Raw genomic sequence first — 25,453 nt, forward strand, 5'->3', positions numbered from 1 at the left:
GGACTCAGGCGGCAAGCCGCGACAGGTCGGCCACGCGGTTCATGGCACGGTGCAGCTCGCGCAACAGCCCCAGGCGGTTGGCTTTGAGCGCGGGGTCGTCGGCGTTGACCATCACGCCGTCGAAAAAGGCATCCACCGGTACGCGCAGGGCGGCTAGCGCCTGCAGGCTCGCGGCATAGTCGCCCGCCTCGAACCGGGCGTTGGCGGCGGGAACGGTGGCTTGCATGGCCGCGAACAGCGCCTTTTCGGCCGCTTCGGTCAACAGGGCCTCCTTGACCGCCACGGTACCCTCGCCCTCGGCCTTCTTGAGGATGTTGCCGATGCGCTTGTTGGCGGCGGCGAGTGCGGGAGCCTCGGGCAAGGATGCGAACGTGCGCACAGCGGTCAGGCGTTTCGCCACATCGCCCAGGCGCTGGGGCTGCAACGCCAGCACGGCATCCACCTCCTGGGCGCTGTAGCCCTGCTCACGCAGGCTGCCAGCCAGGCGGTCGTAGATGAAGTCAGCCAGCGCGTTGCTGGGATCCTGGATCAACGCGCCAAAGGCAGGCACGGCCAATCCCAGCAGGGCACGGAGGTCCAGCGGCAGATCCTTCTCCACCAGCATGCGCACCACACCCAGTGCATGCCGGCGCAGCGCGAACGGGTCCTTGTCGCCGGTGGGCAGGTTGCCAATGCCGAACATGCCCACCAGCGTCTCCAGCTTGTCGGCCAGCGCCACGACCACGCCCACGGGGTTGCGCGGCAGCCCGTCGCCCGCAAAGCGCGGACGGTAGTGGTCCTCGATCGCGATGGCGATGTCTTCGGTCAGGCCGTCGTGGCGCGCGTAGTAGCCGCCCATGACGCCCTGCAACTCGGGGAACTCACCCACCATGTCGGTCAGCAGGTCGGTCTTGGCGAGCTGCGCGGCGGTGTCGGCCTGCTTCGCGAGCACATCGCCACCCAGCTGCTGGCCAATGGCACGGGCGATGGCGCGCACGCGCTCCATGCGCTCTCCCTGCGTGCCCAGCTTGTTGTGATAGACCACCTTGGCCAGGCCATCGACGCGCGAGGCCAGGGTCTTTTTGCGGTCCTGGTCGAAGAAGAACTTGGCGTCGGCCAGGCGCGGACGCACCACACGCTCGTTGCCACCAATCACGGCACTGGCGTCGGCCGGGCTGATGTTGCTCACGACCAGGAAGCGGTTCGTCAACTTGCCCTGCGCATCGAGCAGCGGGAAGTACTTCTGGTTGGCCTTCATCGTGAGAATCAGGCACTCCTGCGGCACGTCGAGGAACTGTGTCTCGAACTCACAGACCAGCACGTTGGGCCGCTCAACGAGCGCGGTCACTTCGTCCAACAGCGCGTCATCCTCGATCGGCTTTGCACCGTCGCCCACCTTCGCGGCGGCGGCCGCGAGCTGGCGGACGATTTCAGCTTTGCGCTCGGCGAAGGAGGCGATCACCGCCCCGTCCCTGGCCAGGGTGATGGCATAGCTGTCGGCGTCCTTGAGCACCACGGGCGAGACCGCTGCCTCGAAACGATGGCCTTGCGTGCTGTTCTGCGCATTCAACCCCAGCGCTTTCACCGGTACAACGCTGCCGCCATGCAGGGCGACCAGGCCGTGCGCCGGCCGAACGAAGTTCACGCTGCTCCAGCCGGGCAGCTCGCAGTCGGTCTCGAGCTGGTAGCTCATGACCTTCGGAATGGGCAGTTTCGCGATGGCCTCTTCGAGGGCCTTCTGCAGACCGGCTGCCAGTTCGGCGCCGGGCGCCACGCTGTCGTGGAACAGCGCTTCGGCCTTGCCGTCGGGCGCGCGCTTGAGGCTGGCTACCGCAGAGGCGTCGGCCCCCAGCGCGGCCAGCCGCTTGAGCAGTGCCGGCGTCGGCTGGCCGTTTGCATCCAGGCCCACACTCACGGGCATGAGTTTCTGTGACACCGCCTTGTCGGCCGCTCGTGCCAATACCCCGGTGACGTGTGCGGCCAGGCGGCGCGGGGACGCGAAAGCCGTAACAGCGGCATCGGCCGGCGCCAGGCCTTGGGCCTTGAGCTGGTCGGCCAGCACGTTGGCGAAGGCATCGCCGAGCTTCTTCAGCGCCTTCGGGGGCAGTTCTTCGACAAACAGCTCGACGAGCAGGTTCTGTGCAGTCATTCTTGTTCTCTCAACGTGCGCTCAGGCCACCTTCTTCGCCATCTGTTCAACCCACTCGCGCGGCGCCATCGGGAAGCCCACGCGTTCGCGGCTGTCGTAGTAGCTTTGCGCCACCGACCGTGCGAGGTTGCGGATGCGGCCGATGTAGGCGGCCCGCTCGGTCACGCTGATCGCGCCGCGCGCATCCAGCAGGTTGAAGGTGTGTGCGGCCTTGAGCACCTGCTCGTACGCAGGCAGCGCAAGCTGCTGCTCCATCAGGTGCCTGGCCTGCTTCTCGTGCGCAGCGAAGGCGGTGAAAAGGAAATCAGCGTCGCTGTGCTCGAAGTTGTAGGCCGACTGCTCCTTTTCATTCTGCAGGTAGACGTCGCCGTAGCTCAGTGTGTCCGTCCACTTCAGGTTGTAGACGTTGTCCACGCCCTGCAGGTACATGGCCAGGCGTTCAAGGCCATAGGTGATCTCGCCGGTGATGGGCTTGCAGTCGATGCCGCCGACCTGCTGGAAATAGGTGAACTGGGTCACCTCCATGCCGTTGAGCCAGACTTCCCAGCCCAGTCCCCAGGCACCCAGCGTGGGGTTCTCCCAGTCGTCCTCGACGAAGCGGATGTCGTTCTTCTTCAGGTCGAAACCCAGCGCTTCCAGACTGCCCAGGTAAAGCTCGAGGATGTTGCTGGGCGCTGGCTTGAGCACCACCTGGTACTGGTAGTAGTGCTGCAAGCGGTTGGGGTTTTCGCCATAGCGGCCATCCTTGGGGCGGCGGCTGGGCTGGACGTAGGCGGCCTTCCAGGGTTCGGGACCGAGCGCGCGGAGGAAGGTGGCGGTGTGGCTCGTGCCCGCGCCTACCTCCATGTCATAGGGCTGCAGCAGCGCGCAGCCCTGAGCGTCCCAATAGGACTGGAGTTTCAGGATGATGTGCTGGAAGGTCAACATGCAAGGAAGCCGGAGCAAAAGCCCGGCCAAAAGGTGATCTGGAGAGGCGCGCAGCGCTGGGAGCGCCGGAAACAGCCCAAGTGCTCGATTTTACGGGGGCGGTCAGCGCCGGCGCGTGCGCCCACCCCGGCGGCCCAGGTTTCGCGCCAGGGCGATCAGCAGCGCCAGCACGGCACAAACCATCCACATGGGCGCCAGCCCCCACTGCGCCGTCCATTGCGCGTACGGCGTAAGACCGCTGCGGCCCTGCACCGACGCTTCCAGCCGGCCACGCGTGAGGCGCTGCAGTTGCTGCGTGACCCTGCCCTGGTGGTCGATCACCGCCGTGGCACCGGTGTTGGTGGCGCGCAGCATGGGCCGGCCCAGCTCGATGGCACGCAGGCGCGAGATGTGCAGGTGCTGGTCGATCGCAATGCTGTCGCCGAACCAGGCGATGTTGCTGAGGTTCACCAGCACTGTCGGCGATGCACTGGGGTCGCGGAACGAGGCCGCGAGCTCCTCACCAAAAAGATCCTCATAGCAGATGTTGGGCGCCACACGCTGTCCGGCGACGGCCCAGGCAGATTGCGGCAGGGCACCGCGATTGAAGTCCCCGAGCGGGATGTTCATGAGATCGGTGAACCAGCGGAACAGAGGCGGGATGAACTCACCAAATGGCACCAGGTGGTGCTTGTCGTAGCGGTACAGACCGTTGTCGGGCGTGTCCAGCCGCGCCTGACCCTGCAGGCGGTGGGCCGACCCCGAGGTGAGTCCCCAGACCGAATTGGTGTAACCCTGTTCCAGGCTGCCCAACGGCAGCCCCACCAGCGCGCTCACGCCGGCTCCCGCCGGCTGCTGCGCGAGATGGCCGAGCAGCGGTTGCCAGAACTCGGGGCCGAGCTGGCCGGGCAGCAAGGGGATGGCCGTCTCTGGCGCCACCACGAGCTGCGGGCCGGTGGTGGTGGTGCGGGCGGCCTGCACGGCATCGCCGATCTGCCGGGGGTACCAGTCCAGAGCCTGGGCCACGCCGGTGCCCGGCTCAAATTTCTGGTCTTGCGGGATATTGCCTTGCAGCAGCCACACGCGCAGGTCGCCCGCGGCTGCGGTGCCACGATGCCCCAGCCCCCGCCACGCCTCGCCGCCACCGACCAGGCTCAGCACGAGCGCGCCCACCACCAGGAAGAGCGCCAGCGAGCGCAAGGCACTGGACCAGCCATTGGCCAGGCCCGGCAGAAGCCGCGTCTGCACACGTGCCCCCGGCGTGACCCCATGCGCGCCCGTGGCGGAGCGGCTGACCGATGACTGCATCCAGAGGCTGAAGCGCCGCCACACTCCCGAGAAGATGGAGGCCAGCGAATACGCCAGCAAGGCCGCGACGAAGCCCATGCCATACACACCCACCAGCGGCGCCCACCCGGCCATCAGGTCAACATGTGCGTAACCGCCGGCCCCCCAGGGGAAACCGGTGAACCAGTGGCCGCGAGCCAGTTCGGCCAGCGTCCATAACGATGCGAACATGATCCCCTGCGCGGTGCGCGACACCGGCGCCCAGGCGCACAGGAAGCCCACCACCACGGCGTAATAAATGGACAGCGACCCCGCCAGCGCCAGCACCGCCAGCACGGACATCCAGGCCGGCATGCCGCCATAGGTGTGCAGCGATATGAAAAGCCACCAGAAGGTGCCGGCCAGCCAGACAGTGGCGAACACCCATCCACGCCACACGGCCTGCCCCACCCGGGTGGCAAACTGCAGCGCCAGCACCAGCAGGGCGAGCGATGCGATCTGCCACCAGCCGCTGGGCTGGCCGTATTCGGTGCCCGGCGGGCTCCATCCCGCCAGCGGCCAGGCGATGGACGCAGCCTGCAGAGCCCCGCCCAGCAGACACACCAGAAACCACACGAAACCGCTGCCGCGTGCGCTGCGCCCCGGCGGGCGGCGGCTCATCGGATTGAAGCTCGACGGCGTGTGCAGTGATCCGAACAGGCTGCGCATGGATGGCCCGGACCTCAGGTCTCGCCCGGCAAGGGCAGCACCTTGAACCACTTCACGGCCCCACCCTTGGTGTGCAGCACGGTGAAGCGCAGGCCATCGAGTTCATGCACCTCGCCGCGCTTGGGCACGTGGCCCATGGTGTGGGCAATCAGGCCGCCGATGGTGTCGAAGTCGTCTTCGGGCAGCTTCAGCCCGAAGGATTCGTTGATGCGCTCGATCTGGGTGTCACCACTCACGCGCCAGGTGCCATCGGCCAGGGCGAAGATATCGCCATCGTCCTCGACGACATCGAACTCGTCCTCGATCTCGCCGACGATTTCTTCCAGCACGTCCTCGATGGTGATGAGGCCCGCCACGCGCCCGAATTCGTCGATGACGATCGCCAGGTGGTTGCGGTTGCCCCGGAACTCGCGCAGCAGGTCGTTCAGGCCCTTGCTCTCCGGCACGAACGTGGCAGGCCGCAGCAGTGCCCGGATGTTGAGTTCGGGAGCACGCTGCAGCTTGAGCAGGTCTTTGGCCAGCAGGATGCCGATGATGTTTTCCCGCTCCCGCTCGAACACCGGAAAGCGCGAGTGCGCGGTGTCGATGACGAGGTGCAACATGTCTTCGAAAGGCGCGTCGATGTCCAGCACATCCATGCGCGGCGTGGCCACCATCACGTCGCCGGCGGTCATGTCGGCAATGCGGATCACGCCCTCGAGCATCACGCGCGATTCCGCGTTGATGATGTCGTTGTCCTCGGCCTCGGCGAGGGTTTCGATCAGCTCGTCCTTGGAGTCCGGCCCGGGATGGATGAACTCCGCAAGCTTCTGCAGAAAACCACGTTTGTCGGCATGCCGCAGGCTGCGCTGCGGCCCGCTACTGGGGGGGGAGTCGGCCACTGAAGATGGGGGGTGGTTGTAACAGCCCGAAAGGATACCCCAAGCGGGTGTCGTGGCGCAAAGCCACGCGGGAGTTGCCGCTCAACCCCGGGCGCGCTCTCGCGCTTCGCGCACGCCCTGGCGGATGTCCTGCAGCACCGAGAGGAAGCCCCAGAACTGCTTGGCCTGGGCTTTGAGGTGGTAGTCGGTCAGGGCCACTTGCTCATTGACCATCTCGGTCACGCGCGAATCGAAATCCGCGGGTGGCAGGCGCAGATGCGCCTCGGATTCGGAGCCATCACGCTCGATGACCGCGCCGGCACGGCGAGCGATCTTGAGCATCGCGGTGTTTTCCGACAGCGCATGGATGAACAGCATCTGCACGCCTTCGTTGCGTGCGTGCATGACAGCCCGCTCGAACAGGCGGCCGCCATAGCCCCGACCGCGTGCGCTCTTGGCCACCGACACACCGAACTCGGCGCAGCTGGTGTACTTTGGGTCGAGCGAGAACGCCAGATGGGCCATGGCGATGAGTTCGAGCCGGCGGTTGAAGATGCCGAAGAGTTCGTCGCGGTCGAAATTGAGCGCGGCCACATACCGGCGAATCTGCTCGTCATTGGCGGGATAGCCGAAACGCAGGTACCGGTCGTGCGGGTCCAAGTCGAGCAGATGCGCCTCGATGCGGTCGATCTGGGCCGGACCGATGGAGCGGATGGGCACCACCACCGGACTCGGCGCATCCAATCTGTCACCCGGCCCAGGGGACCCACCTGTGGACGATGCCGCGCGTGTCACCGCCTGCGCCTGCAGGGGCGTCGACTTGAACCAGCGGGTGGGATAGACCATGGGTGGAATGTACGGGTTATCCCTATACTGGCAAGGACTCAAACCCCTAAACCGGCGGGAACCCGACGGACGGGCACGCGATCCGCATTCACAAAGGCAATGCCGTGGTGCTTTTCACGCGCTCCATCACGAAGCTGGTCTTGCAGTCCTGCACGCTGGGGTGTTTGAGCAAGGTATCCATGATGAAGCGCGAGTAGGCCGCCATGTCGGCCACCACAAGGCGCAGGTGAAAGTCCATGTCCCCCGTGAGCGCGGCACACTCCACAACCTCCGGCCAGGACAGCACGCTGGCGCGGAACAGGTCCATCGGGCTGCGCTTCGCGCTGTCGAAGTGCTTTTCCAGCCGCACATTCACATGTGCCGTGAGACCGAGTCCCACCGCCTCTGGCTTCACCAGCGCGACATAACGGTCGATCACATGCGCTTCCTCCAGCCGACGCACCCGGCGCAAGACCGCGCTGGGCGAGAGCCCGACCGCCTCTGCGATCTGGTCGTAGGTGGCGCGGCCATCGGCCTGCAGGCAGCGCAGAATATGTCGGTCGAGCTTGTCCAGTGCGTCCATACACGCCATTTTGCAGGAATTCTGCAACAAGGATGAATGGCGCGCGTCAAAACGCCGGAATCGTGCCACCCTTCGCCGATACAGTGGCCCATCGCCCACTGACACGACGGAGACCGACATGAACAAGCCCCTGCCCGCAGCCGCGCAAGCCACCACGCCCTGGGACAACCCGATGGGCACCGACGGTTTCGAATTCATCGAATACGCGGCACCCGACCCCGTCGCCATGGGCGCGCTGTTCGAACGCATGGGCTTCAAGCCGATCGCGAAACACCGCCACAAGGCCGTCACGCTCTACCGCCAGGGCGAGATCAACTTCATCATCAATGCCGAGCCCGACAGCTTCGCGCAGCGCTTCGCCCGGCTGCACGGCCCCAGCGTGTGCGCCATTGCCTTCCGCGTGACAGATGCCAAGGCCGCGTACGAGCGCGCCATCTCCCTGGGCGCCTGGGGCTATGCGCAGTCTGCCGGCCCGGGCGAACTGAATATCCCCGCCATCAAGGGGATCGGCGACTCCATCATCTATTTCATTGACAAGTGGCGCGGCAAGAATGGCGCGAAAACCGGCGACATCGGCAACATCGGCTTCTACGACGTGGACTTTGAACCGTTCGCCCAGAACTCCAGTGCCGAACTCAACCCCACGGGCCACGGCCTGACCTATATTGACCACCTCACCCACAACGTGCACCGGGGACGTATGGAGGAGTGGGCGGGCTTCTATGAGCGCCTGTTCAACTTCCGCGAAGTGCGCTACTTCGATATCGAAGGCCAGGCCACGGGCGTCAAGAGCAAGGCCATGACCAGCCCCTGCGGCAAGATCCGGATCCCGATCAACGAAGAGGGCAACGAGAAATCCGGCCAGATCCAGGAGTACCTGGACCGCTACCACGGCGAAGGCATCCAGCACATTGCCATGGGCTCGACCAACCTCTACGACACGGTCGACGCGCTTGAGCTCAGCGGCGTGAAGCTGCTCAACACGAGTGAAACCTACTACGAGCTGCTGCCCAAACGCATCCCGAACCATGGCGAGGACCTGGAGGGGCTCAAGCAACGCAACATCCTGGTCGACGGCGTTCCAGGTGAACTGCTGCTGCAGATCTTCAGTGAGAACCAGCTCGGCCCGATCTTTTTCGAGTTCATCCAGCGCAAGGGCAACCAGGGCTTCGGCGAAGGCAACTTCAAGGCGCTGTTCGAGACGATGGAACTCGACCAGGTGCGCCGCGGCGTCCTCAAGGCCTGAAGGCAACGCAATGGCTGTCGAACCTGTTGTCTATGGCGCCAGCGAGCGCCCGCCGCGTGGCGACTACTCGCGCGCGCAGGGCGACTACACCTGCCGGCAGAACTGGGCGTCCTACACCGCAGCGGACCACGAAACCTATCAGCGCCTGTACGAGCGTCAGACCGCTTTGCTGCCAGGACTGGCCTGCGACGCGTTCATCGAAGCCCTGCCGTCGCTGGGCGTGAAGGACCGCATTCCTCGTTTCGAGGAGATCAACGAACGGCTCAAGCCCGCCACAGGCTGGGAAATCGTCGCCGTGCCGGGCCTGATACCGGAGCGGCCCTTTTTTGATCTGCTGGCGAACCGCCGTTTTCCCGTCACCGACTGGATTCGCACACCCGATGAGTTCGATTACATCGTCGAACCGGACGTCTTCCATGATCTCTTCGGCCATGTGCCATTGCTGTTCAACCCGGTGTTTGCCGACTACGTGCAACGCTACGGTGTGGGCGGCCTGAAAGCGCACGACCTGGGCGCCGGCGAACTGCTCTCGCGGCTGTACTGGTACACGATCGAGTTCGGCCTGATCCGCCAGCCCGACGGTCTGCGGGCGTATGGCGCCGGCATCCTGAGTTCGTCGGGAGAGTTGCGCCACAGCGTGACCAGCCCGCAAGCCCGGCGCATTGCGCTGGATCTGCTGCGCTGCATGCGCACGCGCTACAAGATCGACGACTACCAGGCGACGTACTTCGTCATCGACAGCTTCGAGCAGCTGTTCGAGATAACCGCGCCCGATTTCACCCCGCTCTACGCAGCGGTTCGCTCGCTCGGCGAGCTCGCTGCTGACGTCACGATCGCCAGCGATTCGTCCATCACCCTGGGGTGAAATGCCAGGGCCACGTGCGCCACGCCGGGCACGTGCCGGTTGTCGGCGCCGGGCAGTGTGGCGGTAGATGCCGGAAACACAATGTTGTCCGCATTCGAGTACCAGCACACGAAGTCTGCATAGGCGTTCTGCGGAGCGATCTCGGCCTCGCGTCGGTGCAGCGCCACCAGCCACTCGCCGTCCTGCCGCATCTGCCGGCCATTCGCCACCCGGCTGAAACGGCCCAGCCAGGTGCCACGATGGGGGCTGCCGATGGTCACGACCTTGTGCACGGAGGTTTCAGGCTCCGCAACCCGCCACGCCCGCGCCACCAGCCCGCCCATGCTGTGGCACACCAGCATCGGTGGGCGGCCGGTGAGGGCCCGCGCACGGCCTACCGCCTCGCTCAGCAGCGGCACATACGCGTCAATGCTCCCGAACACCGGCTCCAGGTTGACGGAGACATAGGGCACTCCCTCGCGGCGCAGGCGACGCATCCACGGCAACCAGATGCCGCGGTTGCACACGAATCCGTGCACGAACACCACGGCGGGCACGCGACCATCGGACGGGTCGGCATCGTCAGGCAGGCTGGCCCAGCGGAACGGCTGATGCCACGCGAACACCCTTGGCGCCACGCGCACCTCTTGCCACCAGGCGCCCGCCACGCCACGCCACGCCAGCGGCGGCGCAGTGTCTCCGCGGTTGAGCAGGGCCGCGGCCACCCCCTCGAGGCCCAGCACCAGCGCGTACCCACCCAGCGACAGCAGCGCACCGAGCACCGCGACCACCCGCGAATGCGGCCACCACAAAAGAAGCCACGTCGCCGCGAACCCTGCGGCCCCCACCGCCAACATTTGTTGCAGGCGGGCCAGGCTGGAACGCGGTAGGGGTTTGTGAGCTGGAGGTATGCGGTCGGACATGGCCGAACTATCTCACGGAGTCATGACTCCGAATTAGACTGGGATGTCACCCTCGACGCTCTGCCCACCATGACCCAGAAGCCCAGCGCCGCCGACCAGATCCGCACCCACCTGGAGCGCGTCAGCCATTTGCGGAAGGAAGCCCGCACGGCGGGTCTTGATCGCGCGGTGCACGAGGTGAAGCAACTGCAGGCTCAGCGGTTCCGGGCCACCTACGCCGACTTCCTCACCCACCCGGTGTATGCACCCGCCACCCGCTTCTTTCTGGAAGAGCTCTATGGAGTGCACGACTTCGCCCAGCGCGACGCGCAGTTCGCTCGCATCGCAGGCGCGATCGAACGGCTTTTTCCGCAGGCAGTGGCGCAGTTGGCCGTCGATCTTGCCGAGATTCACGCCTTGACCGAAGTGCTCGATCACCAGATGGCCAAGAGCTGGATGGCGCAGGACACGTCACTGCTGCCGGTGGTGCGGTACACACGCGCCTGGCGCCAGACCGGACAGGCCGACGCTCGTGGCCGTCAGTTGGCGGTCGTGCAACACATGGGACTCGAGCTTGAACGCCTCACGCGGATGAAGCCTTTGCGGCTTGCGTTGCGCATGATGCGCAACCCCGCGCGGGCGGCTGGCCTCGACGTCTTGCAGCACTTCCTGGAGAGCGGTTTCGACGCCTTCGCCTCGCTGGGCAATGCCAGGGCGTTTCTCGACACCATCAGCGCGCGCGAGGCGGATTGGATTTCCATCCTGTTCGAACAGCCTGAGTCAGCAGCGAGCTCCGCTCTCGCCGCCGAACTGGCGAAGACAACAAATGCGGCCTGAGCCCATGTGCTTTGGGTGACAACACCCTAGGGCTGGCCCGGTACCCACGCCGTCAACGGCTTGCCAGAATGGTCCATCCACTCGCAGCCCATTCAACGCCCATGACCCGACCCTGGCTTACCCAATACCCCGACGGTGTTCCCCACGAGGTGGCGCCGGAACGCTACCGCTCGCTGTCTGCCCTGCTCGAGGAGGCTTTCAGGCAGCATGCCCGTGCTCCTGTCAGCGTGTGCATGGAACAGTGGATGAGCTACGGCGAGCTCGACGGCCTCAGCGCGGCCATGGGCGCCTGGTTGCAGGGCCGCGGCCTGCTGCCGGGCGCGCGCATCGCCATCATGCTGCCGAACGTTCCGCAGTTCCTGATCACGATGGCTGCCATCGTGCGGGCCGGGTACGCGGTGGTCAACGTCAACCCGCTTTACACCGCCCGCGAACTCGAACACCAACTCAAGGATTCCGGCGCACAAGCCATCGTCATCCTGGAGAACTTCGCCCATACCCTTGAAGAGGTGATCGACCAGACCTTGGTGGAACACGTCGTCATTGCCAGCCTTGGCGACGAACTGGGCTTTTGGTACGGACGCTGGATCACCTTCGCGGTCCGGCACCTGGCCAAGATGGTGCCGGCCTACAGGCTCCCCCGCACCGGCCCCCTCGGCGAGCGCACCATCACGAGTTTTCGACATGTGATCCACGAAGGTGGAGCCATGCGACTCAAACCCGGAAACGACACACTCGACTCCGTGGCCTTCCTTCAGTACACCGGGGGCACCACGGGTCTGTCGAAAGGGGCTGTGCTCACCCATCGCAACATCATTGCGGCCATCCTGCAGGCGGAGGCCTGGTTCAAGCCCGCGCTCCACAAGGTGCCGGATCTGCGAGAGGTGAACGGCATAGCAGCACTCCCCCTGTATCACATCTTCGCGCTGACCCTCAGCCTGCTGACCATCCGCTGGGGTGCGCACATGACGCTGATCCCGAACCCGCGCGACATCCCTCAGTTGGTCAACACCCTCAAGCGCAGGCCCTTCCATGTGCTGCCCGCAGTGAACACGCTGTTCAACGCACTGCTGCAGAATCCACAGTTCCGCCAGCTCGATTTCTCCCACCTCGCTTTGTCCCAGGCGGGGGGCATGGCAGCCTCCGAGGGCACGGCACGGCAATGGAAAGCTGTGACGGGCTGCACCATGATCGAAGGTTGGGGCATGAGCGAAACCTGCGCCATTGGCACCAACAACCCTGTCACCAGCCAGCACTTCAGTGGAACCATTGGCCTCCCGCTGCCAGGTATCGACATTGCGATCAAGAACGAAGAGGGTCTCAGTCTGGCTCAGGGCGAGACCGGTGAGATCTGCATCAAGGGGCCCAACGTGATGTCTGGCTACTACAACCAGCCCGAGGAGTCCGCACGAGCGTTCACGCCCGACGGTTTCATGCGGACCGGCGACGTGGGTGTGATGGATGAGCACGGTTTCACCCGAATCGTCGACCGCAAGAAGGACATGATCCTGGTCTCCGGCTTCAACGTGTTCCCCAGCGAGCTGGAAAACGTGATTTCCCTGTGCCCGGGCGTGCTGGAATGCGCCGCGATCGGGATCGAGGACGACAAGCAGGGCGAAGCCGTCAAAGTGTTCGTGGTGCGCTCCGACCCCACCTTGCGCGAAGAAGACGTGGCCAGGTACTGCCAGGACAACCTCACGGGATACAAGCGCCCGAAGCTCATCGAGTTCCGAGACGAACTCCCCAAGAGCAATGTGGGGAAGATATTGCGGCGCGCATTGCGAACGCCCGCCGGGAGCTGAGCCATCCGCGCAATGCCATCCCACATATTGCCTGTGCAGGCAACCGAATTGACCGCAACGCTGGCCCGAGCCGGCATCACATGCCTTGAGAGGGGCTGGCTCTCAGCAAACAACATCCTCATCCGGGGCGAAGGGCCCACGGCGCTCGTGGACTCCGGCTATGCGACACACGCCGAGCAAACGGTCGCCCTGCTCAGGCAATCGCTGGGAGAAGTCCCGCTCGATCTGCTGCTGAACACGCACCTGCATAGCGACCATTGCGGGGGCAACGCGGCCCTGCAACGGACCTATCCGGATCTCGTGACGCATATCCCCCCCGGTTTGGCAGCGGCGGTCGCAGATTGGGACCCCGTCGCCTTGACGTTCGAACCCACCGGACAGATCTGCCCTCGTTTTGCGTACCAGCGTCTGCTCCAGCCAGGCGCGTCCATTCGGCTGGGCCCGATGTCTTGGGACATTCATGCAGCCAAGGGCCACGATCCGCACTCTATCGTGCTGTTCCAACCGGAGCATCGCTTGCTGATCTCAGCCGACGCGTTGTGGGAGAACGGTTTTGGCGTCGTTTTCCCGGAATTAGAGGGTGTGTCGGCTTTCCAGGAGGTGGCAGAAACACTGGACCTCATCGAGGCACTCGCCCCGGTCACCGTCATGCCTGGGCACGGTCGCGTCTTCAATGATGTCGATGGCGCACTCTCGAGAGCGCGCAGCCGCCTCGACCAGTTTGTTCGCCACCCCGACAAGCACCGACGGCATGCGCTCAAGGTACTGGTCAAATTCAAACTGCTGGAATGGCAATCGGTGTCCGAGGGTGCGCTGCTGGATTGGGCGCTGCAAACCAGCTACTTCGCGCAAACCATGCCTGCGGAAGCGCGCGTCCATCGGACCACAGCGCGGCAATGGCTGTCCGAGCTGCTCAGGGAACTGGAGCGCAACCAAGCTCTGCTGTACGAAGACGGTCGGGTCATCAACCGCTAGCGCTAGCACCCCTGGCTTTGCACCCTGCCTGCCCTATGGGTTCAGCGAGCCATTAATGCCAAAAGTACGCGCCAAAGGCGCGCCAGAAAGCCCAAACCCCCAAGTGCATGGAGCACGAGGGGGTTTGGGGGGCTGGTAAGAGCCTGACGATGACCTACTTTCACACGGGAACCCGCACTATCATCGGCGCAAAGGCGTTTCACTGTCCTGTTCGGGATGGGAAGGAGTGGGACCACCTCGCTATGGTCGTCAGGCATAACTTGTTGTCGGGCTGTGAGTGCACAGTCCAACGAATTCATAGAGCTTCGAATCAGCTATCTTGATTGCAGCCAACGATGGGGCCATTTCTGGGCCACCTGGCATAACATGACTTTTCAGTCGGATGACATTTGACTCTGATGATTTTCATCAAAGTTATAGGGTCAAGCCGCACGAGCAATTAGTACTGGTTAGCTTAACGCATTACTGCGCTTCCACACCCAGCCTATCAACGTCCTGGTCTTGAACGACTCTTTAGGGGGCTCAAGGCCCCGGCAGATCTCATCTTGGAACGAGTTTCCCGCTTAGATGCTTTCAGCGGTTATCTCTTCCGCACTTAGCTACCCGGCAATGCCACTGGCGTGACAACCGGTACACCAGAGGTGCGTCCACTCCGGTCCTCTCGTACTAGGAGCAGGCTTCCTCAAATCTGCAGCGCCCACGGAAGATAGGGACCAAACTGTCTCACGACGTTTTAAACCCAGCTCACGTACCTCTTTAAATGGCGAACAGCCATACCCTTGGGACCGGCTACAGCCCCAGGATGAGATGAGCCGACATCGAGGTGCCAAACACCGCCGTCGATATGAACTCTTGGGCGGTATCAGCCTGTTATCCCCAGAGTACCTTTTATCCGTTGAGCGATGGCCCTTCCATACAGAACCACCGGATCACTATGTCCTGCTTTCGCATCTGCTCGACTTGTCAGTCTCGCAGTTAAGCACGCTTATGCCATTGCACTATTAGCACGATGTCCGACCGTACCTAGCGTACCTTCGAACTCCTCCGTTACGCTTTGGGAGGAGACCGCCCCAGTCAAACTGCCTACCATGCACTGTCCCCGATCCAGATAATGGACCTAGGTTAGAACCTCAAACACACCAGGGTGGTATTTCAACGTTGGCTCCACAAGATCTAGCGACCCTGCTTCAAAGCCTCCCACCTATCCTACACAGATCTGTTCAAAGTCCAATACAAAGCTACAGTAAAGGTTCATGGGGTCTTTCCGTCTTTCCGCGGGGAGATTGCATCATCACAAACATTTCAACTTCGCTGAGTCTCAGGAGGAGACAGTGTGGCCATCGTTACGCCATTCGTGCAGGTCGGAACTTACCCGACAAGGAATTTCGCTACCTTAGGACCGTTATAGTTACGGCCGCCGTTTACTGGGACTTCGATCAAGAGCTTGCACCCCATCAATTAATCTTCCAGCACCGGGCAGGCGTCACACCCTATACGTCCACTTTCGTGTTTGCAGAGTGCTGTGTTTTTAATAAACAGTCGCAGCCACCAATTTTTTGCAACCCGTTCGTGCTCAGATGTTCTCATCACACTACTAGGGCACACCTTCTTCCGAAGTTACGGTGTCAATTTGCCGAGTTCCTTCTCCTGAGTTCTCTCAAGCGCCTTAGAATACTCATCTCGCGCACCAGTGTCGGTTTGCGGTACGGTCAATTACAAGCTGAAGCTTAGTGGCTTTTCCTGGGACCTCGTTCAGTTACTTCGCGAGCAAGCTCGCTCGATCGACAGCCTCGGTATATGACACGCGGATTTGCCTACGTATCGCCTACATCTGTCTAAACCGGCACATCCAACCGCCGGATAACCTATTAAGATCCGTCCCCACATCGCACTTGTAATCGGTACAGGAATATTGACCTGTTTCCCATCAGCTACGCATCTCTGCCTCGCCTTAGGGGCCGACTCACCCTACGCCGATGAACGTTGCGTAGGAAACCTTGCGCTTACGGCGAGGGGGCTTTTCACCCCCTTTAACGCTACTCATGTCAGCATTCGCACTTCTGATACCTCCAGCATCCTTTACAAGACACCTTCACAGGCTTACAGAACGCTCTCCTACCACTTGCAATAAATTGCAAATCCGCAGCTTCGGTAACTGGCTTAGCCCCGTTACATCTTCCGCGCAGGACGACTCGATCAGTGAGCTATTACGCTTTCTTTAAATGATGGCTGCTTCTAAGCCAACATCCTGACTGTTTTAGCCTTCCCACTTCGTTTCCCACTTAGCCAATTTTAGGGACCTTAGCTGGCGGTCTGGGTTGTTTCCCTCTTGAGTCCGGACGTTAGCACCCGGTGCTCTGTCTCCCAAGCTGTACTCATCGGTATTCGGAGTTTGCCTTGGTTTGGTAAGTCGCCATGACCCCCTAGCCAAAACAGTGCTCTACCCCCGATGGTAATACTTGAGGCACTACCTAAATAGTTTTCGGAGAGAACCAGCTATTTCCAAGTTTGTTTAGCCTTTCACCCCTATCCACAGCTCATCCGCTAGTTTTGCAACACTAGTCGGTTCGGACCTCCAGTACCTGTTACGGCACCTTCATCCTGGCCATGGATAGATCACTTGGTTTCGGGTCTACACCCAGCGACTGAATCGCCCTGTTCGGACTCGATTTCTCTACGGCTTCCCTATTCGGTTAACCTTGCCACTGAATGTAAGTCGCTGACCCATTATACAAAAGGTACGCAGTCACCCCTTGCGAGGCTCCTACTTTTTGTAAGCACGCGGTTTCAGGATCTATTTCACTCCCCTCCCGGGGTTCTTTTCGCCTTTCCCTCACGGTACTTGTTCACTATCGGTCGATGATGAGTATTTAGCCTTGGAGGATGGTCCCCCCATATTCAGACAGGATTTCTCGTGTCCCGCCCTACTTGTCGTTAGCTCAGTACCACACAGGTCTTTTCACGTACGGGGCTATCACCCGCTATGGCCGCCCTTTCCAAAGCGTTCCGTTAAGTCTTGTGCTATCACTAACAGGCTCTTCCGATTTCGCTCGCCACTACTTTCGGAATCTCGGTTGATGTCTTTTCCTCGAGCTACTGAGATGTTTCAGTTCACCCGGTTCGCCTCACATGACTATGTATTCATCATGCGATACCTACTGCTAGGTGGGTTTCCCCATTCGGAAATCTCCGGATCAAAGCTAATTTGCCAGCTCCCCGAAGCTTATCGCAGGCTATCACGTCCTTCGTCGCCTATCATCGCCAAGGCATCCACCACGTGCTCTTATTCACTTGACCCTATAACTTTGACATCTCACACAATCTTTCGATTGCGCAAGATACAAAATCACATCAAGCAAATGTCTGCCAGGTCTTTCACCTGGCGCGTTATGCCGCTCCAATTTGCATCTTTCGATCAAATTGAATATTCGTTGACGCAATCAAAAAATGTTGCTGATGGCACGGTGCACATGAAACCTTTACGAATATGTGCTTTCCATCAGCAACGCTGATTCGACTCTATGAATTTTTAAAGAACAGCCGTGGCAGCCTTGCGGCCACCGGTCAATCGATGGATATCGATCAACATCAAAGCACCCTTAACCAACCTGGCCAAGATGCTTTGATGTGGATTTATCTAACAAGAATGCTGCCAAACAACATTGGTGGAGGATGACGGGATCGAACCGACGACCCCCTGCTTGCAAAGCAGGTGCTCTCCCAGCTGAGCTAATCCCCCAGGATATTCTTCACTCATTGGAGGGGATGGTGGGTCTGGTTGGTCTCGAACCAACGACCCCCGCCTTATCAAGACGGTGCTCTAACCAACTGAGCTACAGACCCAAGCCGGTCGCTTGATCTCTCCAGGCCTGAGCCCGAATCGCTGGCGACGTCCTTCCAACAACCGATAAGTGTGAGCGTTTGAGCTTGATTGCTCTTTTCCAGAAAGGAGGTGATCCAGCCGCACCTTCCGATACGGCTACCTTGTTACGACTTCACCCCAGTCACGAACCCCGCCGTGGTAATCGCCCTCCTTGCGGTTAGGCTAACTACTTCTGGCGAGACCCGCTCCCATGGTGTGACGGGCGGTGTGTACAAGACCCGGGAACGTATTCACCGTGACATGCTGATCCACGATTACTAGCGATTCCGACTTCACGCAGTCGAGTTGCAGACTGCGATCCGGACTACGACTGGCTTTATGGGATTGGCTCCCCCTCGCGGGTTGGCAACCCTTTGTACCAGCCATTGTATGACGTGTGTAGCCCCACCTATAAGGGCCATGAGGACTTGACGTCATCCCCACCTTCCTCCGGTTTGTCACCGGCAGTCTCATTAGAGTGCCCTTTCGTAGCAACTAATGACAAGGGTTGCGCTCGTTGCGGGACTTAACCCAACATCTCACGACACGAGCTGACGACAGCCATGCAGCACCTGTGTTACGGCTCTCTTTCGAGCACTAAGCCATCTCTGGCAAATTCCGTACATGTCAAAGGTGGGTAAGGTTTTTCGCGTTGCATCGAATTAAACCACATCATCCACCGCTTGTGCGGGTCCCCGTCAATTCCTTTGAGTTTCAACCTTGCGGCCGTACTCCCCAGGCGGTCAACTTCACGCGTTAGCTTCGTTACTGAGTCAGAAGAGACCCAACAACCAGTTGACATCGTTTAGGGCGTGGACTACCAGGGTATCTAATCCTGTTTGCTCCCCACGCTTTCGTGCATGAGCGTCAGTGCAGGCCCAGGGGATTGCCTTCGCCATCGGTGTTCCTCCGCATATCTACGCATTTCACTGCTACACGCGGAATTCCATCCCCCTCTGCCGCACTCCAGCCTTGCAGTCACAAGCGCAATTCCCAGGTTGAGCCCGGGGATTTCACGCCTGTCTTACAAAACCGCCTGCGCACGCTTTACGCCCAGTAATTCCGATTAACGCTCGCACCCTACGTATTACCGCGGCTGCTGGCACGTAGTTAGCCGGTGCTTATTCTTACGGTACCGTCATGAGCCCCAGGTATTAACCAGAGCCTTTTCGTTCCGTACAAAAGCAGTTTACAACCCGAAGGCCTTCTTCCTGCACGCGGCATTGCTGGATCAGGCTTGCGCCCATTGTCCAAAATTCCCCACTGCTGCCTCCCGTAGGAGTCTGGGCCGTGTCTCAGTCCCAGTGTGGCTGGTCGTCCTCTCAGACCAGCTACAGATCGTCGGCTTGGTGAGCCTTTACCCCACCAACTACCTAATCTGACATCGGCCGCTCCAATCGCGCGAGGCCTTACGGTCCCCCGCTTTCATCCACAGATCGTATGCGGTATTAGCGCAGCTTTCGCTGCGTTATCCCCCACGACTGGGCACGTTCCGATGCATTACTCACCCGTTCGCCACTCGTCAGCACCTTGCGGCCTGTTACCGTTCGACTTGCATGTGTAAAGCATGCCGCCAGCGTTCAATCTGAGCCAGGATCAAACTCTTTAGTTCGATCTTGAAATTACTCATAAAAACGGAATTGAAGTGAACTTCACTTCTATTCTCATGAGCGTTTAAAGTCTTGCGACTTGGACTCTTTCGAATCCATGCGGCAATCGCCTTCAAACGCCCACGCTTATCGGCTGTATGTTTTTAATGATCCACAGAACCAGTGGCTCTCACCACTTTCATCTGCTTGCCTAGCTGCGATCAGCTGAGCCTCGTATTATGACACAGTTTTTGGAGGTTTTGCAAGACTTCAAAGAAATCTTTCAACTCAAAAACCGGCCTCTACACTTTATAAAGCCCAAACCCCCAAGTGCATGGAGCACGAGGGGGTTTGGGGGGCTGGTAAGAGCCTGACGATGACCTACTTTCACACGGGAACCCGCACTATCATCGGCGCAAAGGCGTTTCACTGTCCTGTTCGGGATGGGAAGGAGTGGGACCACCTCGCTATGGTCGTCAGGCATAACTTGTTGTCGGGCTGTGAGTGCACAGTCCAACGAATTCATAGAGCTTCGAATCAGCTATCTTGATTGCAGCCAACGATGGGGCCATTTCTGGGCCACCTGGCATAACATGACTTTTCAGTCGGATGACATTTGACTCTGATGATTTTCATCAAAGTTATAGGGTCAAGCCGCACGAGCAATTAGTACTGGTTAGCTTAACGCATTACTGCGCTTCCACACCCAGCCTATCAACGTCCTGGTCTTGAACGACTCTTTAGGGGGCTCAAGGCCCCGGCAGATCTCATCTTGGAACGAGTTTCCCGCTTAGATGCTTTCAGCGGTTATCTCTTCCGCACTTAGCTACCCGGCAATGCCACTGGCGTGACAACCGGTACACCAGAGGTGCGTCCACTCCGGTCCTCTCGTACTAGGAGCAGGCTTCCTCAAATCTGCAGCGCCCACGGAAGATAGGGACCAAACTGTCTCACGACGTTTTAAACCCAGCTCACGTACCTCTTTAAATGGCGAACAGCCATACCCTTGGGACCGGCTACAGCCCCAGGATGAGATGAGCCGACATCGAGGTGCCAAACACCGCCGTCGATATGAACTCTTGGGCGGTATCAGCCTGTTATCCCCAGAGTACCTTTTATCCGTTGAGCGATGGCCCTTCCATACAGAACCACCGGATCACTATGTCCTGCTTTCGCATCTGCTCGACTTGTCAGTCTCGCAGTTAAGCACGCTTATGCCATTGCACTATTAGCACGATGTCCGACCGTACCTAGCGTACCTTCGAACTCCTCCGTTACGCTTTGGGAGGAGACCGCCCCAGTCAAACTGCCTACCATGCACTGTCCCCGATCCAGATAATGGACCTAGGTTAGAACCTCAAACACACCAGGGTGGTATTTCAACGTTGGCTCCACAAGATCTAGCGACCCTGCTTCAAAGCCTCCCACCTATCCTACACAGATCTGTTCAAAGTCCAATACAAAGCTACAGTAAAGGTTCATGGGGTCTTTCCGTCTTTCCGCGGGGAGATTGCATCATCACAAACATTTCAACTTCGCTGAGTCTCAGGAGGAGACAGTGTGGCCATCGTTACGCCATTCGTGCAGGTCGGAACTTACCCGACAAGGAATTTCGCTACCTTAGGACCGTTATAGTTACGGCCGCCGTTTACTGGGACTTCGATCAAGAGCTTGCACCCCATCAATTAATCTTCCAGCACCGGGCAGGCGTCACACCCTATACGTCCACTTTCGTGTTTGCAGAGTGCTGTGTTTTTAATAAACAGTCGCAGCCACCAATTTTTTGCAACCCGTTCGTGCTCAGATGTTCTCATCACACTACTAGGGCACACCTTCTTCCGAAGTTACGGTGTCAATTTGCCGAGTTCCTTCTCCTGAGTTCTCTCAAGCGCCTTAGAATACTCATCTCGCGCACCAGTGTCGGTTTGCGGTACGGTCAATTACAAGCTGAAGCTTAGTGGCTTTTCCTGGGACCTCGTTCAGTTACTTCGCGAGCAAGCTCGCTCGATCGACAGCCTCGGTATATGACACGCGGATTTGCCTACGTATCGCCTACATCTGTCTAAACCGGCACATCCAACCGCCGGATAACCTATTAAGATCCGTCCCCACATCGCACTTGTAATCGGTACAGGAATATTGACCTGTTTCCCATCAGCTACGCATCTCTGCCTCGCCTTAGGGGCCGACTCACCCTACGCCGATGAACGTTGCGTAGGAAACCTTGCGCTTACGGCGAGGGGGCTTTTCACCCCCTTTAACGCTACTCATGTCAGCATTCGCACTTCTGATACCTCCAGCATCCTTTACAAGACACCTTCACAGGCTTACAGAACGCTCTCCTACCACTTGCAATAAATTGCAAATCCGCAGCTTCGGTAACTGGCTTAGCCCCGTTACATCTTCCGCGCAGGACGACTCGATCAGTGAGCTATTACGCTTTCTTTAAATGATGGCTGCTTCTAAGCCAACATCCTGACTGTTTTAGCCTTCCCACTTCGTTTCCCACTTAGCCAATTTTAGGGACCTTAGCTGGCGGTCTGGGTTGTTTCCCTCTTGAGTCCGGACGTTAGCACCCGGTGCTCTGTCTCCCAAGCTGTACTCATCGGTATTCGGAGTTTGCCTTGGTTTGGTAAGTCGCCATGACCCCCTAGCCAAAACAGTGCTCTACCCCCGATGGTAATACTTGAGGCACTACCTAAATAGTTTTCGGAGAGAACCAGCTATTTCCAAGTTTGTTTAGCCTTTCACCCCTATCCACAGCTCATCCGCTAGTTTTGCAACACTAGTCGGTTCGGACCTCCAGTACCTGTTACGGCACCTTCATCCTGGCCATGGATAGATCACTTGGTTTCGGGTCTACACCCAGCGACTGAATCGCCCTGTTCGGACTCGATTTCTCTACGGCTTCCCTATTCGGTTAACCTTGCCACTGAATGTAAGTCGCTGACCCATTATACAAAAGGTACGCAGTCACCCCTTGCGAGGCTCCTACTTTTTGTAAGCACGCGGTTTCAGGATCTATTTCACTCCCCTCCCGGGGTTCTTTTCGCCTTTCCCTCACGGTACTTGTTCACTATCGGTCGATGATGAGTATTTAGCCTTGGAGGATGGTCCCCCCATATTCAGACAGGATTTCTCGTGTCCCGCCCTACTTGTCGTTAGCTCAGTACCACACAGGTCTTTTCACGTACGGGGCTATCACCCGCTATGGCCGCCCTTTCCAAAGCGTTCCGTTAAGTCTTGTGCTATCACTAACAGGCTCTTCCGATTTCGCTCGCCACTACTTTCGGAATCTCGGTTGATGTCTTTTCCTCGAGCTACTGAGATGTTTCAGTTCACCCGGTTCGCCTCACATGACTATGTATTCATCATGCGATACCTACTGCTAGGTGGGTTTCCCCATTCGGAAATCTCCGGATCAAAGCTAATTTGCCAGCTCCCCGAAGCTTATCGCAGGCTATCACGTCCTTCGTCGCCTATCATCGCCAAGGCATCCACCACGTGCTCTTATTCACTTGACCCTATAACTTTGACATCTCACACAATCTTTCGATTGCGCAAGATACAAAATCACATCAAGCAAATGTCTGCCAGGTCTTTCACCTGGCGCGTTATGCCGCTCCAATTTGCATCTTTCGATCAAATTGAATATTCGTTGACGCAATCAAAAAATGTTGCTGATGGCACGGTGCACATGAAACCTTTACGAATATGTGCTTTCCATCAGCAACGCTGATTCGACTCTATGAATTTTTAAAGAACAGCCGTGGCAGCCTTGCGGCCACCGGTCAATCGATGGATATCGATCAACATCAAAGCACCCTTAACCAACCTGGCCAAGATGCTTTGATGTGGATTTATCTAACAAGAATGCTGCCAAACAACATTGGTGGAGGATGACGGGATCGAACCGACGACCCCCTGCTTGCAAAGCAGGTGCTCTCCCAGCTGAGCTAATCCCCCAGGATATTCTTCACTCATTGGAGGGGATGGTGGGTCTGGTTGGTCTCGAACCAACGACCCCCGCCTTATCAAGACGGTGCTCTAACCAACTGAGCTACAGACCCAAGCCGGTCGCTTGATCTCTCCAGGCCTGAGCCCGAATCGCTGGCGACGTCCTTCCAACAACCGATAAGTGTGAGCGTTTGAGCTTGATTGCTCTTTTCCAGAAAGGAGGTGATCCAGCCGCACCTTCCGATACGGCTACCTTGTTACGACTTCACCCCAGTCACGAACCCCGCCGTGGTAATCGCCCTCCTTGCGGTTAGGCTAACTACTTCTGGCGAGACCCGCTCCCATGGTGTGACGGGCGGTGTGTACAAGACCCGGGAACGTATTCACCGTGACATGCTGATCCACGATTACTAGCGATTCCGACTTCACGCAGTCGAGTTGCAGACTGCGATCCGGACTACGACTGGCTTTATGGGATTGGCTCCCCCTCGCGGGTTGGCAACCCTTTGTACCAGCCATTGTATGACGTGTGTAGCCCCACCTATAAGGGCCATGAGGACTTGACGTCATCCCCACCTTCCTCCGGTTTGTCACCGGCAGTCTCATTAGAGTGCCCTTTCGTAGCAACTAATGACAAGGGTTGCGCTCGTTGCGGGACTTAACCCAACATCTCACGACACGAGCTGACGACAGCCATGCAGCACCTGTGTTACGGCTCTCTTTCGAGCACTAAGCCATCTCTGGCAAATTCCGTACATGTCAAAGGTGGGTAAGGTTTTTCGCGTTGCATCGAATTAAACCACATCATCCACCGCTTGTGCGGGTCCCCGTCAATTCCTTTGAGTTTCAACCTTGCGGCCGTACTCCCCAGGCGGTCAACTTCACGCGTTAGCTTCGTTACTGAGTCAGAAGAGACCCAACAACCAGTTGACATCGTTTAGGGCGTGGACTACCAGGGTATCTAATCCTGTTTGCTCCCCACGCTTTCGTGCATGAGCGTCAGTGCAGGCCCAGGGGATTGCCTTCGCCATCGGTGTTCCTCCGCATATCTACGCATTTCACTGCTACACGCGGAATTCCATCCCCCTCTGCCGCACTCCAGCCTTGCAGTCACAAGCGCAATTCCCAGGTTGAGCCCGGGGATTTCACGCCTGTCTTACAAAACCGCCTGCGCACGCTTTACGCCCAGTAATTCCGATTAACGCTCGCACCCTACGTATTACCGCGGCTGCTGGCACGTAGTTAGCCGGTGCTTATTCTTACGGTACCGTCATGAGCCCCAGGTATTAACCAGAGCCTTTTCGTTCCGTACAAAAGCAGTTTACAACCCGAAGGCCTTCTTCCTGCACGCGGCATTGCTGGATCAGGCTTGCGCCCATTGTCCAAAATTCCCCACTGCTGCCTCCCGTAGGAGTCTGGGCCGTGTCTCAGTCCCAGTGTGGCTGGTCGTCCTCTCAGACCAGCTACAGATCGTCGGCTTGGTGAGCCTTTACCCCACCAACTACCTAATCTGACATCGGCCGCTCCAATCGCGCGAGGCCTTACGGTCCCCCGCTTTCATCCACAGATCGTATGCGGTATTAGCGCAGCTTTCGCTGCGTTATCCCCCACGACTGGGCACGTTCCGATGCATTACTCACCCGTTCGCCACTCGTCAGCACCTTGCGGCCTGTTACCGTTCGACTTGCATGTGTAAAGCATGCCGCCAGCGTTCAATCTGAGCCAGGATCAAACTCTTTAGTTCGATCTTGAAATTACTCATAAAAACGGAATTGAAGTGAACTTCACTTCTATTCTCATGAGCGTTTAAAGTCTTGCGACTTGGACTCTTTCGAATCCATGCGGCAATCGCCTTCAAACGCCCACGCTTATCGGCTGTATGTTTTTAATGATCCACAGAACCAGTGGCTCTCACCACTTTCATCTGCTTGCCTAGCTGCGATCAGCTGAGCCTCGTATTATGACACAGTTTTTGGAGGCCTGTCAAAAAATCTGAAATTTCTTTCTTCGTTTTTGGCCGCTTCCGACTGCATCAACCTCGCAAAACGCATCGAGCCCGAAAGCTCAACAGTGATCAGCGAAGCCTTGCAGTATACGACAGTTTTTGCGACTCCGTCAAAGACCTCCAAAAAAAAGTTTGTG

Annotated in this window: 12 protein-coding genes, 4 tRNA genes and 6 rRNA genes; 5 read left to right on the forward strand and 17 right to left on the reverse strand. The window is 59.1% G+C overall.

The features are described 5' to 3' along the window. Window positions 1-4: 4 nt before the first annotated feature. From glyS to J2X09_RS23170, 6 genes are all read right to left on the reverse strand, one after another. Window positions 5-2,128 (reverse strand): glycine--tRNA ligase subunit beta, encoded by a 2,124-nt coding sequence (gene glyS / locus J2X09_RS23145; RefSeq protein ID WP_204735183.1) that lies wholly within the window; start codon window positions 2,126-2,128, stop codon window positions 5-7. Between the two features lie 21 nt (window positions 2,129-2,149). Further along, window positions 2,150-3,055: a glycine--tRNA ligase subunit alpha gene (gene glyQ / locus J2X09_RS23150; protein ID WP_204735184.1), complete on the reverse strand. Its 906-nt coding sequence runs from the start codon at window positions 3,053-3,055 to the stop codon at window positions 2,150-2,152. A gap of 102 nt (window positions 3,056-3,157) precedes the next feature. After that, window positions 3,158-4,981: an apolipoprotein N-acyltransferase gene (gene lnt / locus J2X09_RS23155; RefSeq protein WP_204735247.1), complete on the reverse strand. Its 1,824-nt coding sequence runs from the start codon at window positions 4,979-4,981 to the stop codon at window positions 3,158-3,160. Between the two features lie 62 nt (window positions 4,982-5,043). Beyond that, window positions 5,044-5,910, reverse strand: coding sequence for a CorC family transporter (locus tag J2X09_RS23160; RefSeq protein WP_204735185.1), 867 nt, complete (start codon window positions 5,908-5,910; stop codon window positions 5,044-5,046). Between the two features lie 81 nt (window positions 5,911-5,991). Then, window positions 5,992-6,735 (reverse strand): GNAT family N-acetyltransferase, encoded by a 744-nt coding sequence (locus J2X09_RS23165; protein WP_204735186.1) that lies wholly within the window; start codon window positions 6,733-6,735, stop codon window positions 5,992-5,994. Window positions 6,736-6,823: 88 nt separating this feature from the next. Then, the gene (locus J2X09_RS23170; RefSeq protein WP_204735187.1) at window positions 6,824-7,297 is read right to left on the reverse strand and encodes an Lrp/AsnC family transcriptional regulator; all 474 of its coding nucleotides are present in this window, start codon (window positions 7,295-7,297) and stop codon (window positions 6,824-6,826) included. A 118-nt stretch (window positions 7,298-7,415) separates the two neighbouring features. On the opposite strand from J2X09_RS23170, the gene hppD reads away from it, so the two are divergent. After that, a complete protein-coding gene (hppD, locus tag J2X09_RS23175; protein ID WP_204735188.1) occupies window positions 7,416-8,543 on the forward strand; it encodes a 4-hydroxyphenylpyruvate dioxygenase in 1,128 nt (375 codons plus the stop codon). Between the two features lie 10 nt (window positions 8,544-8,553). Next, the gene (phhA, locus tag J2X09_RS23180; RefSeq protein WP_204735189.1) at window positions 8,554-9,408 is read left to right on the forward strand and encodes a phenylalanine 4-monooxygenase; all 855 of its coding nucleotides are present in this window, start codon (window positions 8,554-8,556) and stop codon (window positions 9,406-9,408) included. Here phhA and J2X09_RS23185 read toward each other — a convergent pair. Next, on the reverse strand, window positions 9,330-10,310 hold the full coding sequence (locus J2X09_RS23185; protein WP_204735190.1) for an esterase/lipase family protein: 981 nt from the start codon (window positions 10,308-10,310) through the stop codon (window positions 9,330-9,332). The two genes, phhA and J2X09_RS23185, sit on opposite strands and share 79 nt — an antisense overlap. A 69-nt stretch (window positions 10,311-10,379) precedes the next feature. On the opposite strand from J2X09_RS23185, the gene J2X09_RS23190 reads away from it, so the two are divergent. From J2X09_RS23190 to J2X09_RS23200, 3 genes are all read left to right on the forward strand, one after another. Beyond that, window positions 10,380-11,126, forward strand: coding sequence for an FFLEELY motif protein (locus J2X09_RS23190; protein ID WP_310309522.1), 747 nt, complete (start codon window positions 10,380-10,382; stop codon window positions 11,124-11,126). A gap of 101 nt (window positions 11,127-11,227) precedes the next feature. After that, complete coding sequence (locus J2X09_RS23195; protein ID WP_204735191.1) at window positions 11,228-12,928, forward strand: AMP-binding protein; 1,701 nt, start codon at window positions 11,228-11,230, stop codon at window positions 12,926-12,928. Between the two features lie 48 nt (window positions 12,929-12,976). Further along, the gene (locus J2X09_RS23200) at window positions 12,977-13,903 is read left to right on the forward strand and encodes an MBL fold metallo-hydrolase (RefSeq protein WP_310309525.1); all 927 of its coding nucleotides are present in this window, start codon (window positions 12,977-12,979) and stop codon (window positions 13,901-13,903) included. A 141-nt stretch (window positions 13,904-14,044) separates the two neighbouring features. On the opposite strand, the gene rrf (J2X09_RS23205) is transcribed toward J2X09_RS23200, so the two are convergent. From rrf (J2X09_RS23205) to J2X09_RS23250, 10 genes are all read right to left on the reverse strand, one after another. Then, window positions 14,045-14,157 (reverse strand): 5S ribosomal RNA (rrf, locus tag J2X09_RS23205). 164 nt (window positions 14,158-14,321) lie between these two features. Then, window positions 14,322-17,200 (reverse strand): 23S ribosomal RNA (locus tag J2X09_RS23210). Window positions 17,201-17,566: 366 nt separating this feature from the next. Continuing rightward, window positions 17,567-17,642 (reverse strand) — tRNA-Ala (locus J2X09_RS23215). Window positions 17,643-17,669: 27 nt separating this feature from the next. Further along, window positions 17,670-17,746: transfer RNA gene (locus tag J2X09_RS23220), tRNA-Ile, on the reverse strand. Between the two features lie 102 nt (window positions 17,747-17,848). Continuing rightward, window positions 17,849-19,377, reverse strand: a 16S ribosomal RNA gene (locus tag J2X09_RS23225). A 345-nt stretch (window positions 19,378-19,722) separates the two neighbouring features. Continuing rightward, window positions 19,723-19,835 (reverse strand): 5S ribosomal RNA (gene rrf / locus J2X09_RS23230). Window positions 19,836-19,999: 164 nt separating this feature from the next. Continuing rightward, a 23S ribosomal RNA gene (locus J2X09_RS23235) occupies window positions 20,000-22,878 on the reverse strand. Between the two features lie 366 nt (window positions 22,879-23,244). Continuing rightward, window positions 23,245-23,320, reverse strand: a tRNA-Ala gene (locus J2X09_RS23240). Between the two features lie 27 nt (window positions 23,321-23,347). Continuing rightward, window positions 23,348-23,424: transfer RNA gene (locus tag J2X09_RS23245), tRNA-Ile, on the reverse strand. A gap of 102 nt (window positions 23,425-23,526) precedes the next feature. Beyond that, a 16S ribosomal RNA gene (locus J2X09_RS23250) occupies window positions 23,527-25,055 on the reverse strand. The 16S, 23S and 5S rRNA genes sit together here with 4 tRNA genes alongside, the layout of an rRNA operon. Between the last annotated feature and the right edge of the window lie 398 nt (window positions 25,056-25,453).

The sequence above is a fragment of the Hydrogenophaga laconesensis genome (assembly GCF_031457235.1).
Lineage (GTDB): Bacteria > Pseudomonadota > Gammaproteobacteria > Burkholderiales > Burkholderiaceae_C > Hydrogenophaga > Hydrogenophaga laconesensis.